The 17,590-nt window shown below is 66.0% G+C and carries 6 protein-coding genes; 1 reads left to right on the plus strand and 5 read right to left on the minus strand.

What is annotated here, in order from left to right:
- Window positions 1-5: 5 nt before the first annotated feature.
- Complete coding sequence (locus BSF38_RS18685; protein WP_145952222.1) at window positions 6-830, minus strand: hypothetical protein; 825 nt, start codon at window positions 828-830, stop codon at window positions 6-8.
- A gap of 1,433 nt (window positions 831-2,263) precedes the next feature.
- Here BSF38_RS18685 and BSF38_RS18690 point away from each other — a divergent pair.
- The gene (locus tag BSF38_RS18690; protein WP_168189412.1) at window positions 2,264-5,728 is read left to right on the plus strand and encodes a WD40 repeat domain-containing protein; all 3,465 of its coding nucleotides are present in this window, start codon (window positions 2,264-2,266) and stop codon (window positions 5,726-5,728) included.
- A 70-nt stretch (window positions 5,729-5,798) separates the two neighbouring features.
- Here BSF38_RS18690 and BSF38_RS18695 read toward each other — a convergent pair whose 3' ends face one another.
- The 4 genes from BSF38_RS18695 to BSF38_RS18710 form a co-directional block, all read right to left on the minus strand.
- Entirely contained in the window at window positions 5,799-6,527 is a 729-nt protein-coding gene (locus BSF38_RS18695) for a L,D-transpeptidase family protein (RefSeq protein WP_076348129.1), read from the minus strand.
- Window positions 6,528-6,680: 153 nt separating this feature from the next.
- Window positions 6,681-11,084 (minus strand): caspase family protein, encoded by a 4,404-nt coding sequence (locus BSF38_RS18700; RefSeq protein ID WP_168189413.1) that lies wholly within the window; start codon window positions 11,082-11,084, stop codon window positions 6,681-6,683.
- 17 nt (window positions 11,085-11,101) lie between these two features.
- Window positions 11,102-13,492, minus strand: coding sequence for a bifunctional serine/threonine-protein kinase/formylglycine-generating enzyme family protein (locus BSF38_RS18705; protein ID WP_076348133.1), 2,391 nt, complete (start codon window positions 13,490-13,492; stop codon window positions 11,102-11,104).
- A 95-nt stretch (window positions 13,493-13,587) separates the two neighbouring features.
- Window positions 13,588-17,490, minus strand: a complete 3,903-nt coding sequence (locus BSF38_RS18710; protein ID WP_076348135.1) for a hypothetical protein — start codon at window positions 17,488-17,490, stop codon at window positions 13,588-13,590.
- Window positions 17,491-17,590: the final 100 nt, after the last annotated feature.

Raw genomic sequence — 17,590 nt, forward strand, 5'->3', positions numbered from 1 at the left:
GCGGCTCAGAGGCTCGGCGGCGGCTGGATCGGAATCCGCCCGGACCGGCTGCGCCCGTAGAAGATGTTGAGGAAGACGGCGAGTTCGGCGTCGAAGGGCCTGGGGCCGGTGACCGGCGTCACCAAGGCCGTGCTGAAAATGGCCGTTCGTTGGAGCTGGAAGTTCAACCCGTAGGTCAGGTTGACGACGTCCGCCGAGCCCACGACGTCGTACCGGTTCTTCCAGTCGCGGTGGGTGAACGGAGAGTTGACGTGGGCTTCAAACGTCGGCACGATCGCGGTCAAGAAGGAATTGGGATCGTTCGCCCGATAGGCGTAATAGCCGATGCCGACGTCGTTGAACATGAGCGTCACGTCGCGCGCGCTCGACGTGAAGTCGAAGGCGCTGAAGCCCTGGATGTAGAAGTCGCCGAAGTTGAAGATGTACCCGAGGAAGGGCTGGAACGAGGTGTTGTTGATCCCGAAAACGTAAGGGGCGCCGGCGAATCGTCCAGGGGCCGTCGGCGGCGTGACGGCGAGGCCGACGCTGACCAGGCTGCCGGTCTTGGTGTTCTGTTTGAGGATGTACTTCGCGAACAAGCTCAGATTTCCGGTCGCCGTGGTGGTGGGAGTTTGGACGCCGCGCGCGGTGCCGTCCGCAGTCAGGGTGTCGATCGGCAGCCGCATGCCGAAGGAGCCGCGGCCTTCGTCGAAGGTCTTCTCAAAACCGAACATGTGCCGATAGGCTTCCATGTTCTTGATCGGCGAGCGGTTGTAGACATTGCTGGCCGCGTTGACGTTGTTGTAGTAGTTGAAGTCGTAGAAGATTCGGTCCTGGGGCCTTGGCGACATATTTTCGGACATCTTGACGGTCCGGACGCTCGGATAGAACAACGAGGACGAGCGGACTCCGGGGACCGGTGGAGGCCCGACGGTCGGCACGCCCGGCGGGCCTACCGTCTGGAGGGGCCGAAGGCCGACAGGGCTCAGGTCGCCGATCATGTTCGGCGGAAAGTTCGATTCCGCCGTGCCGGCCCCGCCAGGCCCAGACAACCCGGCGAGCGCCGATTCGAATGCCTGGGCTCCGGCCGTCGTCGCGGCGGCCCCAGCCGGCGCAAAGCCTTCGGGTCCCGTTCCTACCCCTGCCTCCGCTCCTGGGTAAGCGCTCCCCGCCGCACCCGCTCCTGGATAAGCGTTCGCCGCCGCACCCATTCCGGGGGCGCCGGCGCCGGCACCTTCCAATCCTTCGATACTCATCGTGCCGGGGGCGACGAAGGGGACGTTCGAGATCGTCCCGAAGGGTCCGGCCTGGCCGGTCGGCGTCTGGTTGGCAATCTGACCGTACGGCGTCGTATATCCGCTTTGGGGCGAAGCAACCCGCGCCATGCTCGCGGGAGACTGATGGCCTCGCGGGAAGGCGGTCGCGCCTGTGGGATAAGCGGCTAATGGCTTTCCGAGCGTTCGTCCGCTCGCCTGGGGCGCGGGGAAGACGGGTTGAACATTACTTTGTTCACTGGCCTGACCATAGGCGAACTGAGTCCCGGTCAACGACGTCAGGACCATCCCGGCAGCCAGCCAAGGCTGGTACGATCGCTTCATCGGATCACTCTCCTTATTGACCGAAACTCGCGCCGTTCGTCCTCGCCTCGGATCGGTCCCCCTCCTGGCTTTGTCCGTCAGCATGACAAAGTCGCGGGAGCGGCGAACGACCATAACGGAACTCATCCAACGACCTGGGATCGTCGCGAGGCGTGCTATTCATTCCGCCCTGCGACCCTCGCGATGAGGCGATCGGACGATTGCGGGGGATTTGCTGTCTGTATCGACAGTTCGGGTAAGTCCGGTTGCTCGATTTTCGTCGATATTCGAGAGAAAGTTCGACTCGCGGCTTGAACCGTCGCCTCGACATCGCTACGCACAGACTCACGTGTCGAAGCAGGACTCGGCGGAGTTCGCGTAAACCAAGTCTAGATATTCGCTTAGAGCCTTGAGTCGAAATCCCGGGAAATCGCTGAAAAACGATTCACCCGAATCCTGCCGACCGGATCTACAATGAGAATTGGGATTGAGAATCGACACAGATCAACGGGACGTTCGTTTCTTTTGGTGGGCGAAAGCTAGGCTTATTCGCGGAACCGACGTTCGAATTTGTTCGTTCGCCCATCACGGGCGGGCTGTTCGGGAGAGAGACTCCGATGACGCGCATTCCTCATCCCCGGACTCTGGCATGCTGGCGACTCGAGTCTCCTGGAGGCCTCGATTCGTCCGGGTTCGGTCGGAGGATCGTGAACGATCGTGGTCCCCAACCGACCCTCATCGCCATGTTCGGCAAGACTCTGGGGATCTGGGCGATCATGGCCGCGTGGGGGTGTTTGGCCGGGGAAACGCCGTGCTTCGCACAAGGCGTCCCGCCGGACTTTTTGAGTCCGACCCTGGTTTTGAATGCGCAGGGACATACGGACCTGGTTCAGGCCATGGTCTTCAGCAACGACGGCAAGTATCTGGTCTCCGGCGGTCGCGACAAGGCCGTCCACGTCTGGGAGGTCAACGGCCGAGGGTTACGCCTCGATCGTTCCATCCGGCCCCCGATCCGGCGCCGCGGCGGACGGGTGCACGCCTTGGCCTTGTCGCCCACCGCCGACGCGCAGGGCCAGAGAATGCTGGCCGTGGCGGGGATCGGGGCGATCGGATCTCGCGGCGGGATCTTGATCTATCGGCTTCCGGGGCGAACGGACCAAGGGGCGGGCGACCTGCAATTCGAACTCTCTCCGGACCGTCTGGAAAGACCGGTCTTGGAGCGTCGAGGGCACGCCGGCGCGGTCTTCGGTTTGGCCTTCTCGCCCGACGGTCGCTATCTGGCCTCTTGCAGCGAAGACAAGACGATCCGCGTATGGGACCTGCTGGACGCGACACCCAAGACCGTTGCGGTCTTGCAAGGTCATACCGGCGAGGTCTCGGCTTTGTCGTTTCTCGACGACGCTCGGATCGTCAGTGGCGGGGGGGCGAAGGACGGCTCGATACGGCTCTGGGACTGGAGAACGCAACGGCTCACGACCTGGGTTCCTTGCCCCGAGCACGACCTGGCGGCCGACGAGGGCAAGGGAGTCGTCGTCAGCGCCCTCGCCGCCACCCGCGACGGTCGATACGTCGTCGTTGGACGAGAGAACGGCAAGATCGAGCGGTACGACGGCGCGGATCTCCGCAACGGCCAGCTTCTCAATCCCGAGTCCGCGGGAGAGCGCAGGGCCGTCGAGTCGCTGGCGATCAGCCCTGACGGGCAATCGCTCGCGTCGAGCGTTTTGAAGTACCGCGCCACGAGCCAGGACTACCCGCGCAAGGAATGCGACGTGGCCGTGCGCAGCATGCCTGAGGGTCGAATCGTCGGCGCGGTCCGCACGATGAGCGGGTTCGTCAAAGCTCTCGTTTTCTCTCCGGACGGACGATCCCTGGCGGTGGCTGGAGGCGAAGCGCAGCAGATCGCCCTCCTCGACGTACAAGGACGGGCGGACGATCAAGCTCCGCCTGCGAATGGCCCAGGCACGGTTCTCTGGGAGGCGGCCTTCGTCGACGCCAAGCCGACGGTGGCTTTCTCACGATCGCGGACCGTCGGTCCGGAGGCGATCGCCTGGGAAGGGTTCGATCTGGCGGAGCGGCGGTTCGTCCCGGTTGCGCCGGGCGACGCGCTCAGCAGGGCGGTGCGATCCACGCCCGGGTGGAAATTCACGCCGAGGGCCTTCGACCGGATCGCCCTCGAGCCGGCGCAAGGGGCCGAGATCCCGTTGCAATTGAGTCCGCTCGACGGTCGCTGGTCCAGCTTCACGTTCATCCCGGCCAACGCCCAGGCCGGCCACCCCAAGCTGTGCGTCGCGATCGGCTGCGAGGAAGGCGGCGTGCTGATCTACAGCTTGCCGGACGGCGTCAGGACGCGCTTCCTGCTCGGTCACAGCGGCGCGGTGCAGGGCATGGCGCCGTCGGCCGACGGCCGTTGGCTGATCACCAGCTCGGCCGACATGACCCTCTCGCTCTGGAGCCTTGCCGGCTGCGACGCCCGGCCCGCACTCGGCGCCTCGATCGCACCCGACATCCCAGGGTCGGGGGGCGTGGTTCAGAAAGTCCTCTCGCGCAGCTTCGCCGAGCGGATGGGATTGAAGGTCGAAGACCGCATCGAGCGGATCACGCAGACCTCGCGCCGCGAGCCCCTGGCGATCGAGCGACTGGACGCGGAGCTGGCTTCGATCGCCCCTTCGCTGGCCGATCAGACGTCGTTTCAGGTCCATCGCCAGGGCGTCGGGACCGCGATCCCGATGGCGACCTCGCGCTCCGACGTTCCCTCGTTGAGCCTGTTCCCCGGCGGCGACCGCGAGTGGGTCGTCTGGATGCCCGAAGGCTATTACGAGACCTCCATCGCGGGCGATCGCCGGCTGCTGGGGTGGCATCTCAACCACCTTGATACGCGCGATCCGAACCGCTGGCTGTCACTGTCGTCCGAGTTCTTTCCGATGTCGCGGTATGAGAAACAGCTCCGCAGGCCGGATGTCATTGACGCCGTGCTCAAGACCGGCGACGCCGTCGCGGCCCTGGCGCTGGCGAAGGGGACGCCAGTGGTCCAGAAGCCGCCGGCCATTCGCGTGGTCGAGCCCCGGCCGATCGCGCCGGGGGTTGAGATCGTGGCGACTCAGCCCGAGCTGAATCTGCGGATCGAGGCGGAAGCCTCGCCGCAACGTCGGGTCCGTTCCCTGGTCGTTCACAGCGACACGATCCGCTACCCCGCCCATGCTATCGATCCGACGGCGCCGGTCGCTCGAGCGACCGAACAGATCCGGCTTCGACCCGACAGGAACATCGTCACGATCGAAGCGACCGACGATCTGGGCGTCACCGCGATCGAGAAGCTTGAGGTGCGGCTCGACGCCAGCCGGATTCGCCCGCCCGTGGTCCCGGTCCGGCCTCGAATGGTGATCCGCTCGTTCGGAATCGAGAAGTTCCAGGAACGGGTCGTCCCTGACATCCGGAACGCCCAGCGCGACGCCGAGAAGCTGGCGAAATTCTTCGAACGACCCGACGATCGGCTCCATTTCGCCGAGGATCAAATCGACCTCAAGGTCATCTCCGACGCGGAAGCGGACGCGAATCGGATTCTCGGCGTCTTCGACGAACTCGCCGAGGACGTGAGATCGAACAAGCTGAAAGCCGGCGACACGGTATTCATCATCCTGGAGTCGCACGTCCTCAAGCCCGATTCCGCCGGGGCGGTCGTTCTTTCGGTGGATTCGACGCTCAAGAGCAAGGCCGAGAACGCCGTCGCGGGCGCGGCGATTTCCGAGCGTCTTGAAGAACTGACGAATAGCGGCTGTCTCGTGATGCTCCTCGTCGACGGCATCCACAGCGCGATTCCGAGCGCGGGGCGAAGCACGATCCAGGAATGGATTCGAGACCTCTCCGGCAACCGGGGCGTCCTGGTGCTGACAGCCTCGAAGCAGGACCCGAGCGAGAGGCTCGACGAGCTTGGGGCCTTCGCGCAGGCGGTGCTTGAGTCGCTGAGCGTCACCGGTGGAGCCGCCGCCTCGACCGGCCCGAAAGGGGCGACGACGCTCTACGACTTTCAGCAATCGGTCTTGCGACGAGTCTCCGAGCTGACGTCTCGACGCCAGTTCGCGGGCTTCTATCCGCCGGAAACCCTCTCCGGCTGGAACAAGATCCGTATCTTCGACCCCCAGGCTGCGCCGGTCGAAAATCTGGTCAAGAAATAAGCCGTGCCACCGCGTCGGGTGGCTCGGGCGTTAGAACTCGTCGACATCCGGACTCGCCGCTTTCGCTCTATCAAGGCGGGCCTTTGATCCCGTAGGGCTTGACCTGGACTTCCACGCCCGCCTTGAGGTAGCCCTTGCTCGCCATATCGTCGCGGTCGGATGGCCGGATGTGGATGCAGCCGTGCGACTGGCTGAGGAGGAAGGTTTTGTGAGTGGCGGTCGCGCTCTCATCGTCCGGAGTGGTGTGGATGTAATAAGCAGACCGGCCGCCGTTTTTCAAGAGATTCCACGACCACTTGCCAAAGTCATTCAAATCCCAGCTTGATTTGAGCGACCCTCCCGGTAGGCGGAACTGCGGCAACGCTCGGACCTCCTTGACGATCTGGGCGAATGGCAATTGCGCGCCCGAACGCTTCACCCACAGCACCGCGGCTTGAGTCACCTTTCCGTGCGTCCCGGTGGCATCGAGCCAGTGGCCGCCAATCTGGTATTGGATCTCGCCGCCGTGCTCGCGCAGCGTCGCTCCCCAGGGGATCACGGACATCGGCCAGTTTTGGGTGGTGTGGTGCTCCTGGCGTCCGAGGACGTATTGGCCAGCCGGGGTCACGCCCGCGGAGTGACCTCCTGGCCCAGTGGAGCCCTTGCCAGGAGGCGGACCACCCGCCATGTCGTACGACTCGCCCTTGCCGCCAATCACGTAGATGTGGCCCACAGTCGTCCCCACTCCGTTCTTCCTCTCGCCAGGGAAGATCACGAGCTTGATCTTATGATGGCCGTGGTGCGCCTCGCCTGTCGCCATCCGCCGTCCTCCATCGTATAAGGCTTACCGGGGGCCGGCATTGTGTCGCTGACCGACTGGCTGACGCTCGACCCCGTTCGAACTATCTGAAAATCAGAGACATCCGAATTGGCTGTGAGTCCAAGAAGTTGTCATGTGTTGCGTTTGCTGTCGTCAGTGTTGGGTCGTCTTGGCGGAATCGGGCGTTTCCATCAGCAAGAATGATGAGGTTTGCTCCGACTCCTGCGCGACGGCGGCCCTGGGGTTGTTGGACGCGTCTCCCCGCGCGCCTCTGAGGACGAGTTCCGGGAACGTCTGAGCGAGCCGGGGCACCGTGATGTCGGCGTACTGCCGCAATTCCCCGGTCTCGACCCAGCCGTCGCGGTTCATGTCCGCGCTCGGGTACTGCTGGAACAACGGCAGGTCGGGAGACGGCCCCATTCCGGCCTGTCCGATGCCGCGCAGCAAGGCGTAGGTCAGCAGGCCGTGCTTGAGCCGTTCGGCCTCGCCGGCGCGCTCGCCGCGCCTCGCGGCCATGATGTACGACGTCCGGGCCTGGTAGGCGTCCTCATCAGCCAGGATTCGCACCGAGCGCCTTTGCTTCATGCGGACGATCGGGTCGTCGAAGATCGCCTCGGCCTGGCAGGCGTCCACGATCACGAGTCGCTGAAGCGCATCGACGAACGACAGGTTGCGGTGAATCAGCGCATAGGGTAGGAGGGTCTTGTCCTGGGTCGGCGGGCGTTTGGGTGGTTGCGCCGGGGGGGCCGCATTGTTCTCAACGCCACGCAGCGCCACGATCTCGGGCCCTCCCGCGGGCATCTCGGCCGTGGGCAGCAGGAGGCAGAAATATCCCTGGCGTACGTCGGTATGCCCCGCGAGAAAGACGACGACCTTGTCTTCCGGCCGCTCCCGAACCTCTCTCCGCAGTTGCTCGAAGGCTTTGTTCACGGATTCCGCCGATACGTCCTCGTTGAGCAGGACGATCGGATCGGCGGGTTTGAGGGCGTCGGCGATCGCCTGAGCGTCGCTGTCGGCGTAGCGGAGCGCCTGCGAGCTGTAGCGGCTCACCCCGAGCGCCAGGACGTGGGTCTTGCCGATCGTCTGGCCGTTGTACGTGAGGTCGAGCTGGTTCGATCGAGCGTCGATGCTCCCCGGCTTGCCGGCGAGGGCGTAAATCTGGTTGCCGCCGCCGACCAGGGTCACGGTCGCCCGGATCGTTCCGTCCTCGGGTTTCAGATCGCCCGCGACGGCGACGCCGTTGTGGTAGAGCCGCAGGTCAGTGACGGCTGGATCGCTGAGCCGGATCGCCAGGTCGACCCGACGTTGCTTGGGGCTGATCGCGGCGACCGGCTCGAGCTCGATGCGGGGGGGCTTGCCGGCGGGGATCTCGGCCGACGAAAGGACGTCCTTGGCCTGGCTCAAGCTGTCGGCGAGGTCGAAGACGTGCCGCTGCCGTCGGAGCTGATCAAGGCGCGCGACGACTTCGTCGCCCTGGTCGGCGGCCCCCTTGTCGAGTCGCCAGGTCACCCGACGTTCGCCCTCGGGCGACGCGTCGAACAAGCCGGCGGGGGTGAAGACGACCCAGTCGAGGCCGTCTTTCGACGCCGCCAACGTGCCGATCAGCGCACGGTCGGCGAGCCTCCAGAGGCGAACCGTCGTATCGTCGCTGGCGCTCGCGAGGAGCTTCCCCTGGGGCCAGAACACCAGGGTGTTGATCATCTCGAAGTGGCTGGGCCGCGTGTTGAGGAGGATCGGCAGACCGGGGCGGTTTGCTTCAAAAAGGGTGATCTGTCGGTTGTCGCCGGCGGCCGCGACGAGACGGCCGTCGGCGGAGAAGGCGACCGTGCGGACCATGCCCTGGAGGCCCGTGCTCACATTGATCGGTTTCGCGTCGCCGGGCTGCAAGAGGCTGAGCCTGCCGTCCTTCCGGCCGATCGCGATCAGGCCCCTTTCGCGAGGAGAGAAGGCCGCCGCGGTCACCGGAGAGGGCGCCGCGACGCCCTCGGCGTTGAGCACGCGCTCCAGCGTCGGCTCGGCGGTCGCGAGACTCCAGACCTTCACCAGGCCGTCGTCGCCGCCGGTCAAGAGCGAGGTTCCGTCGTGCGAGAGGCCGACCGTGTTGATCGCGTCGCCGTGGCCGCGAACGGGCTTGCACGCGAGCCGGCCGTCGGCGCTCTTCCAAACGCAGGCGAGCGGGCCATCCCGACTCCCCGCGGCGATCCGTCCGCCGGCCCCGACGGCCAGACTGTGAAATCCCCAACTCGAGGCCGTCTTGCCGTTCTCGGCGAGCGGACGCTCGAAGACGATGGGCCGGCGGGCGAGCGTCGCCCGTTCGTGGACGACGACGTTGCCGTCGTAGTCGATGAGCGCTAAGTCGCCGTCGGGCAGGAAGTCGCCCGCCGGCCGAAAACCGCTCGATCCGGGGACGCGGCGGGCGCCCCGGCCCTCGCCGAACTCCCACACCAGCGCCAGGCCGTCGTCATTGATTTGCAGCAAGGCTTTCTCATCCGGGGCGACGGCGATATGCCGCACCCGTCCCCGGCTGGCGGCGATCCCCGGCCTGGCCCTGCCGGCGGGGATCTCCCAGAACCGGATTCCGCCGTCGCCGTCGCCGGCCGCGAGGGTTTCGCCCCCTGGAGAGAAGCAAAGCGAGAGAGCCGCGCCGCGGTCTTTCCGCTCGATCTCGATGGGCGTCGCCGCGGTTCCGTCGTCGGACAATTCCCAGACCCGGAGTTCTCCGCGAAACGCGTCGCAGGCCGCAACCAGACGTCCGTCGGCCGAGAGGGCGACCTGGGCGATCTTGCCGTCCATCGTCACCTCTTTCGAGGTTCGACCGGCCTGTTCGCCACGCGGCAGGACCTGCAGCGTCCGGTCCGTCGCCGCGACCAACCACAAGGGAGCCTCCTTGATCAGCGTGACCGTGGCGTTGAGCTTCCATTCCGCTCGCTTCGCCCCACCTGGCAACTCGAACTCGGTCACCACGCCGTCTTCACGGCCGACGTGGACGCGGCCGCCGTCGTCGGCGAGCGCCAGCGCCGTGATGCGGTTTGGCGTCGCGGGCAGCGAGGCGACGCTCTTGCCCAGCGCGTCGAACGCCAACACGACTTCCGCCCCCTTGCCCACGGGCGTGACGAGGCAAAACGCGACCGGGCCCGCCCGCTTGGCGACGGCCAGCAACCGCGCCTTGCTCTCGGCGGGCATGGTCAGATACTGGATTTGCTGCCTTGTGGCGTCCCAGACGAGACACCGGCCTTGATTGTCGAGCGTGACGACGTGACGGGGCGTCGGCCCGGCGGCTTGGGCGTCGGCGGGCGGTTCGGTAGGCTTCTCGGGGAGGAACGCGACCTCTTCGACGGGGCCTCGGTGCCGATGGCCGTCGTTGAACGTTCTGGCGATCTCGCGAGTCAGGTCGTAGATGTAGACTTCGCCCTTGCCTCCTCCGGCGGCCAGCAGCCGGCCGTCCGCGCTCTGGGCCAGGCTCCAGACGCCGTTCATCGTCGCCAGCATCACGCTCAGCAGGCTCGCGTCCTGGGCGTTCCAGATCCGGACGGTCGAGTCCTGGCTGGCGGAGTACAATCGGCCGCCGTCGGCGGCGAACGAGACCGCGGTGACCCGGTCGGCGTGCCCTCGTTGCAGGAGCGGCTCCGCCTTGGGCCGCGGGGGCCGCGCGTCGGCGGGCCAGAGGCTGAGGTCGGGGCGGAATCCGCCCGAGGTCCGGAAGCGCTGCGACGCCAGCGAGGGCTCGCGTCGGAGGCGGTCGAGGCACTCCAGCAGGTTGCTCGGTTTACGTCGCGTGCCGAGAGACGCGAGCAAGGACTGGGTCAACAATCCCGATCCTTCCTCGGCCGACTGACCCGAGGGCTTGTCGCTCGCGGCCAGCCACGCCGTCACCCCTGGCCACCGGACGACGCCCCGGAGCATCCGCTCGCCAGGCGCGAACTGCGCGGGGGAGCCCAGCACGCGAGGAGATTGAACCCGTCCCGCGGGCGAGGCGTCGAGCAGGCAGACGATCGTGTAATCGCCCCGGGCCGCGACGTCCTCGATCGCCCGGCCCGGCATCCAGCCCGTCGCGTCGACGTCCGTGCCGCGTGCGTCCATCGGGATCAGGTAGTCGCGATCGGGAGCCCCCGGCCGCTGATTCGGATTGGGGAGCAGGCCGACGGCCTGGCCGGCGAAGAAGAGGACCAGCGTATCCCCCGGCCGGGCCTTGCTCGGCAGCCAGGTCCGAGCCCCCCAGTCGAGGTTGGCCTTCGTCGCGGGGCGATACTCGGGCTGGCTCGCGGGGTTGTCGAACCCGAGCGTCGCGAGGTCGCGATCGCTCAAGAGCAAGACGTGGTCCGCCGGCCATCCCGCGGCGTCGATCAGCCAGTGGGCCAGATTCGCCGCGTCGCGCGCGGCCCCTCGACAGCGAGGAAACGCCTGCGAATCCTCGTACCGCTCGACGCCCGCCAGCATCGCCCAGACCTGGGGCTTGGCGGGCTCCGGCGGCGCGGGGGGCTGCCCCGGGGCCGACCGAGCGACGGCGAGGGCGACGAACAATCCCAGTAGCCACGTCCGACCAGCTCGAAAAGGCATCGTCCGCCGCGTCGCGCTCATTTGACCGGACCTTTCTTCGTGGGCGGCTCCGGACTTGGGACGGGTTTCAGGTCGGCGATCACGACTTCCAGCACCAGCCGAAAACCCACGTCGGGAAAGGCGTCGTTGTTCTTGGCTTTGTATTCGAAGTCCGGCGTACTGGAACGGTAGGTCGTACGCGCCATTTCGGTGGAGGTTTCGTAAGATCCTCCCCGGATTACGTAGTCCGGGTCTGTGTCCGCGCTCGTCGCCACGGGATCTGGGACGAGACCCTTGTTGATGTAGTGCTTCCAGACGTCGCGGCACCATTCGCGGGCGTTGCCGGCGAGGTCGTAGACCCCCTGCATCGTCTGGTCTTTCAGGTAGCGTCCGACGGGACGCGTTTTGATGGTGCGAGCCTCGGTGCTCAGGATATTGGCGTCTTCTTGATGAATCTCATCCCCTTCCCAGACGAAGCGCTTGCGAGCGCCTCGGGAACGCGCCGCGAACTCCCATTGCGCCTCGGTGGGAAGCTCGCCGCCCAGGTCGTGGGCGTAGGACTCGCAGAATTTTCGAGACAGCGAGACCGCGGGGTAGTCGCCGAGGTTCTCCTCGACCGGAATCCCGAGATCGCTTTTCGCCTGGAGATAATCGACGAATTCGGGGCTCTTGGGCGATCGTCCGGAACTGGCGATATAGTCGTCGATCTCTCCGATCGTCGTTTCCTTTTCCTGAATGTAGTACGTATACAGGCTGACTTTGTGGCTGGGACTCTCGGCCCCTCCCTTGAGTTCCGGGCTGTCGTCGCCCATCTCAAAGGTTCCTCCCTCGATCAGCCGAAACCGGACGGGCTTCCTCAGGATCTTGTCGACCACGAGCCGGGGCAAGCGCAGTGCCCCTTTGGTGTCTTCCGAAGTCTCGGGTTCCGAACCTTCCGGTAGGTAGATGCGGTCGTGCAGTCGTAATTTCCGATGCTCGTCGTCCTCGCGAACGATCGAAGCAGGCCAGCGCATCTCCTCGATCTCGACCGTCCCGGCCCCTGGATCGGGCTTATAGACCCTGCGGCCGTAATGCTGCGCGAGATACTCGACGACTTCCGGCGAAACGCCGGCGACCGGGGGGGGAGCGGGAGGGAGGGGGGGAGGAGGCGAGACCGTCACCTTCACCCCGTTGAGCCAGATCAGCAATGCGGCCGGCAGGCCGATGGCCGCGAGGGCCAGCGGGATCACGACCCGGCGCGTCGGCCGCGCGCGGCGGCCGACGTCGGGCAAGGTCGGCTGGAGGGTCGCATTCGGATGAGGCGTCAGGAGCGGCAGCGCCGATTTTCTCGATTGAGGCCCCGAGGTCGTCGCATCGAGATCCTCGCCGGCGACGTCGCCGTAGGCCGCGCGGAGCGCGTTGTAAAGCTCGGCCGCGGACCCGGGCCGCTGGTCGGGCGTCTTCTCAAGGCAACGGAGCACCAGGTTTTCGACCGCCGGCGGAATCTGGGCCTGGGGGGCGACCAGGCTGGGCGGTTTCGGCACGGCGCGCGCGTGCTGATAGAGCAATTGGGTCCAGTCGCCCTTGAACGGAAGCTCGCCGGTCAGCAACTCGTAGAGCATGACGCCCAGCGAGTAGATGTCGCTGCGGTGATCGACGGGCGAGCGGCTCGAGGCGTCCATTTCAACCCCGTTCTGCTCGGGGCTCGAGTACGCCGGCGTGCCCAGAACTCCCACGGTGTGCATGGTCGATGAAGACGCGTCGCCGACGTTGTGAATGATCTTGGCGATTCCGAAATCGAGCACCTTCACCGTCTGGCGTCCGGTCTCCGGGTCGGCCACGACCATGATGTTTTCGGGCTTCAGATCGCGATGGACGATCCCACGATTATGAGCGGCGCCGAGGACGTCGCAGATCCCTCGCATAAGCCAGAGGATGAACGACGGGTTGCTCGGCTGCCCGCGCTTGAGATGCCGGCGAAGGCTGACCCCGTCGATGTACTCCATCTCGATGTAAGCCGAGTCGCCGACGATCCCCGTGTCGTGCACGGTGACGGCGTTGGCGTGCTTGAGCTTGGCCAGAATCCTGGCCTCCTGGTCGAACCGGGCGCGGACGTGGGAGTCGCCGGCGATGCCCTCGCTGATGACCTTGAGCGCCCGGTGCTCGTCCAGCCCCAGGTGCTGAACCAGCCAGACGCTTCCCATTCCCCCTTCGCCGATCTTCTGGATCACCCGGTACTTGCCGAGCAGGATCGCGCCCGGCTCGACGGCGCTGGGGAAATCGGCGCGGTGCGCCGCCTCGCTCGTCCGCTCGGGAACGGGAGACTGAACCTGGGTCGAGTTCGACGGTCGAACCTCGGCGCCGGGCGAGGAGGACGGAGACTCGGAGGACGCGAAAATCGGCACCGTCTTGTTGTCTTCGCTCTCGTTGTTCGGCCGCCCGCGTTCCATGGTTCGCCCCCTCGCGAAGACCTCGGCGTTTCTCGGCGCCAGGAGACCCCCCGTGCTCGTTGATCTGATCGCAATGATACCCGTTTCTTGATGATTCAGGGCGCTTGCCGCGGCGGCAGCACCTCGTTTTCAACCCTGCCGGTCCAGGTGAACTGATTCTTTCCCGAGACGGCGGGGCGCGTGGTTTTGATCGACTCGCCGGGCAAGATCTCGGCCTCGGCGCTCAGGCCTCGGCCGGTCACGCCCTCGATCGTGCAACTGAGTTCGCCCCCCTTGATGGGCTCTCTGACCGGGTCGTCCGCGCGTCGCGTGAACCGCACCACGTAGCACTGCTGGCGGACGTTCTCGAAGTCGTCGGGGCGGATGAACGTCTCGAAAACCATGTAGCTTGTATGGTCGATCTGGCGGAACCTGACGACGAACTCCGGGACGGCTTCCTTGCTCTCCTTGACGCTCAGGGACACCTTCAAGTCGCGGACCTGGCCTTTCGGCGCCTCAAGGGACGTCACCTTGCCTGAGATCGAGACGCTCTCTCCGGGAGCGATCGTGAGCTGTTTCTCCGCCTCGTCGATCGGGATCGGCTGCGCCGTGTTGCCGGGGTCGCTGAGCGTCCGTTTATAGGCGACGGTGAGTTTCTGAAACGTGACGTTCTTGAGGGTCAAGATGTACGCGGCGTGCTTCCCTTCGTGCATGTAGCCTTCGCGGGGATGCCGCTTGAACTGATCCTCGATCCGCTCCGCCGCCCCCTTGCCGAACCGGGTTTCCAGATCCTGGGGATCTTGCGCGATATCGACGAGAACCAGGTTCGGAAACGCCTTGGGAATGACGTCGACGACGGCTGCGCCCCCTTCGTCCACGCGTCCCCGGAAGAAGATTTTCGCCAGGGCCTTGAACGGGGTCTCGTTGCTCTTGAGATCCACCTGACTGACGGTGAACTTCACTGGACGCCCTTCTTGAGCCGAGGGGCCGACCTCTTCCAATCTGCCCGGAGGAGAATTCGAAGCGGAATCCACGCTGCTGATCCGCAGGCCTGGCGGCGGCGCGGCGACGCCGAGAAACGCCTTGCCTCGTGGAAGCGGCTCCGACCGAACGACGCCGTCCTCGGGCGGCCCGACGCTGATCGACAGTGCGGCCTTGCCGTCCTCGCCGATCTTGAGCGACGAGCTTGCGGGGGGCGTCGTGACGATCCGCAACGTCGGGCTGACTCGCGGACGGTCGCGATTCTCCGCGATCCCGAGCGGCCTGGCGAGTTCTTCGACGAGTCTCCGGAGACTGGCGGTGGTTGGGGCGTAGTCTTGCCGGAGCCGTTCGATGTGGAACAAGAGCGTGTCGTATTTCGCGAACGCCTCCCAGTTCTGTGAGACGGCGTCGGCCGGTAAATCTTCACGTCGGATCGCACCATCGCAGAGGAGCCGGACCGCCCGGTCGTCGAGGCGGAGACTGAGCCCCACGTCTTCCGGCTTCCGGTCGTTCTCTCGATGGCGTTCCCCCCTCGCGCCGCTGTTCTGGACGCGCTCTTTCATCGCCGCAGCCTCATACTGCTTGAGCAAAGGCGTCGCTCGGGCGACCGTGTCGAGGGCGGCGGGCGCAGTCTGGACGATCGACCACGCGTCTTTGAGGAACCGGGCCGAGTCTTCCGTCTCGGGGTGATCGGCGCGACCGATCCGACGCAGGTCCCGGTCCAGCCCGGCCAAGCCCATCGCGCGGCTCCAGAAACCGGGGTCGGGCGTGTTCTCGGCGGCGTCGATCGTGCTCGCGTCAGCCTTGAGTTCCAGCCGTTCCCCCATGTTGAGGATCGTATCGAGCAACCGCCGACGGTTCTCCACGGGAACGAGCGGAGTCCGGAGCGCCGCGTCGAGCGCGATCCACTCACGCGGCCCGTCGGTTCGCAAGGTGTTGAAAAGCTGTTTCTCGAGTTCGTCGATGGCGACCTGGGCGTTTCGGGTCGCGGCCTGGAGGTCGCTCGCCGGCTTCTGAATCAGTTCGAGAAAGCTCGCGCCTTTCTCCGGAGGCGGGCTTCGATCAAGAATATCGACCAGAGCAGCCGCGGCGCTCAGCCCTCGCTCGACGGCCGAGGGCAGCGGGTTTGTGGGCAGCGATTGGACGGTCGGGGCTCCCTGGCCGGCGCGGACGGCCCATTCCGCGAGTTCGGGAAGCTCGGCGGCGGCCCGCTCCCAGGTCTTACGGGCGTCTTGGTAAACCTGGACGACTTCGAGGGCCGAGGCGTAGTTTCTATCGAACCGGGCGATGTCGCTGTTGAGTTGCCGCGCGACGTCTTCGGTCGTCAAATCGGGGGCGAAAAGCTGGTCTTGCGCGGCTCGCCGCTGATCGTCGCTCAGGGACAAGATCGGTCGGATCCAATCGAGGCCCCGGCGATCGAGCGCGAGAGCGTCCTCGGCGCGGGCGCGGACCTGGACCAGCCGGCGGAGAATCGAGCCCCGCCGGTCGTCCTTGAAGTGGTCGGGCGCGGCGAATTCCTGGCTGAACCGCAATGCCCATGCGGGCAACTGGAGTTCGAGGTACGGCTCCGGAAAGCCGCCGAACAGGGCGTCGGCCAGCGCTTTCGGGGGATCGATCGGCTTGGGCTTCGCCGCTTTCGGCGCGTCGGGCGCCTCTTTCGCCAAGGGGGGGGCCGCGTAGAGGTCGTCTTCTTCCGGTCCGGCCCCGGTCAGGTAGATCAGGGAATCGGTGATCGCCCGTTTTCCCGCCTCCACGCCTCGCGCCGGCCGCAAGGGGAACGCGGCGTCCGAATCCAGGATCGTCTTGAGTCGATCTTGCAGCTCGCCGCGCCGACGTCCAACGTCTTCGAGCGCCTTCTGAACGGAATCGATTGATTCGGGGTTGCGCCAGGAGGCCCGCAACCACCGTTCGGCGCGCAAGAGGCCGGCCTGGTACGACCGCCAGGTCTCGGGAAGCTCGTGATAGGGTCTTTGCTTGCGCAGGTCGTCGTGCTGCTTCCATTCCTTGATCAAGTCCGCGAAGACTCGATCGCGGGGCGCGGACGGCTCCACTTTGGTCGGCTCGGCCGTGGGGGCGTTCTTCTCGGCGGCCGAGGCGTCCTTCTTCGCCGTCGCGGGGTTTTCGGTCGGTTCGGGCGCGGATGCCGAGGCTGCGGCCGGCTTCGCGGCGAGCGCGGCTTCGTCGTGCCGTGGAGGCTGCTCGCCAAGGTCTTTGCGGTAAGGGAGGGTGATTTTTCGAGAGCCGCCGCCGATTCTCACGAGCATGGGCGTCTGGACCGCGTTGCGATGGTCCTTGGCCCAGTGCGAGACGTGGCGGTGGACGTAACGGTGGAGCCCCTCGGCCGACACCTGTCCATAAGTCTCTGGCGCGTCCCAGCCTTGGGCCTTGCCGCTGAGTCCTTCGCGCAGGTAATGGGCGAACGTCGACCGGCCCAGGCCGTCGGCCCCCCAACTCTTCTGAGCCGGGGCGCTCGAGGTCAGGATGTAGACGCAGCGGTCGCCCGCCGTCAGCCCCGATACCATCTCGGCGAGCCCCTCGTAGGGACAGTTTCCATAGACGCCGAGGTCGCGATCGCTGTCGACTTGCGCCAGGTCGAGGGCCAGCACGACGTCGCGCCGGGCGTCTTTGACGACCATGTCGATCAGGGATCGGATGGAGGCCGAGCCGATCATGGCGTCAGGACCGTTGCCGATCACCGGGGCGGAGACGTAGACGACCACGGCGGCGTCTGATCGGGAGACGATGTTCTTGACCGCGTCGGTGAGTCCGTCGGGGCCGACGGCCGCCACGTCGTCGGTCGGTCCGACGCCGCGGAGGGACCGGACGTCGGCCGCCTGAAAGGGAGCGTCTGTTCCGGTCGAGAGCGCCGGGGCGACGTACAACGCCTCGATGCGCAATTCTCTCGATCGCTGCCGGATGAACCAGAACAACAGCCACGCCAGGAGAACGACGGCGACCGCCGTGAGGGCGCTTTCCAGAATCAGAAGCGAAAGCCGCGGCTTCGTGATCCGAACCGGGAGCGAGGCTGCGGTCGACATGATGGCGAGACTCTTCTGGAATTCGATAGGGCCGGCCCGTCGCGCGATCGCGCGGGGCTATCGCTACGATACTGGCTATTCGATCATCACCTCAATCGAA

The organism is Paludisphaera borealis (assembly GCF_001956985.1).
Classification (GTDB): Bacteria; Planctomycetota; Planctomycetia; order Isosphaerales; family Isosphaeraceae; genus Paludisphaera; species Paludisphaera borealis.

Coding starts and splice junctions, on each gene's coding strand:
- BSF38_RS18705 (WP_076348133.1), bottom strand. CDS start 13,492: ATGGAACGCGGGCGGCCGAACAACGAGAGCGAAGACAACAAGACGGTG.
- BSF38_RS18700 (WP_168189413.1), bottom strand. CDS start 11,084: ATGCCTTTTCGAGCTGGTCGGACGTGGCTACTGGGATTGTTCGTCGCC.
- BSF38_RS18710 (WP_076348135.1), bottom strand. CDS start 17,490: ATGTCGACCGCAGCCTCGCTCCCGGTTCGGATCACGAAGCCGCGGCTT.
- BSF38_RS18695 (WP_076348129.1), bottom strand. CDS start 6,527: ATGGCGACAGGCGAGGCGCACCACGGCCATCATAAGATCAAGCTCGTG.
- BSF38_RS18685 (WP_145952222.1), bottom strand. CDS start 830: ATGTCGCCAAGGCCCCAGGACCGAATCTTCTACGACTTCAACTACTAC.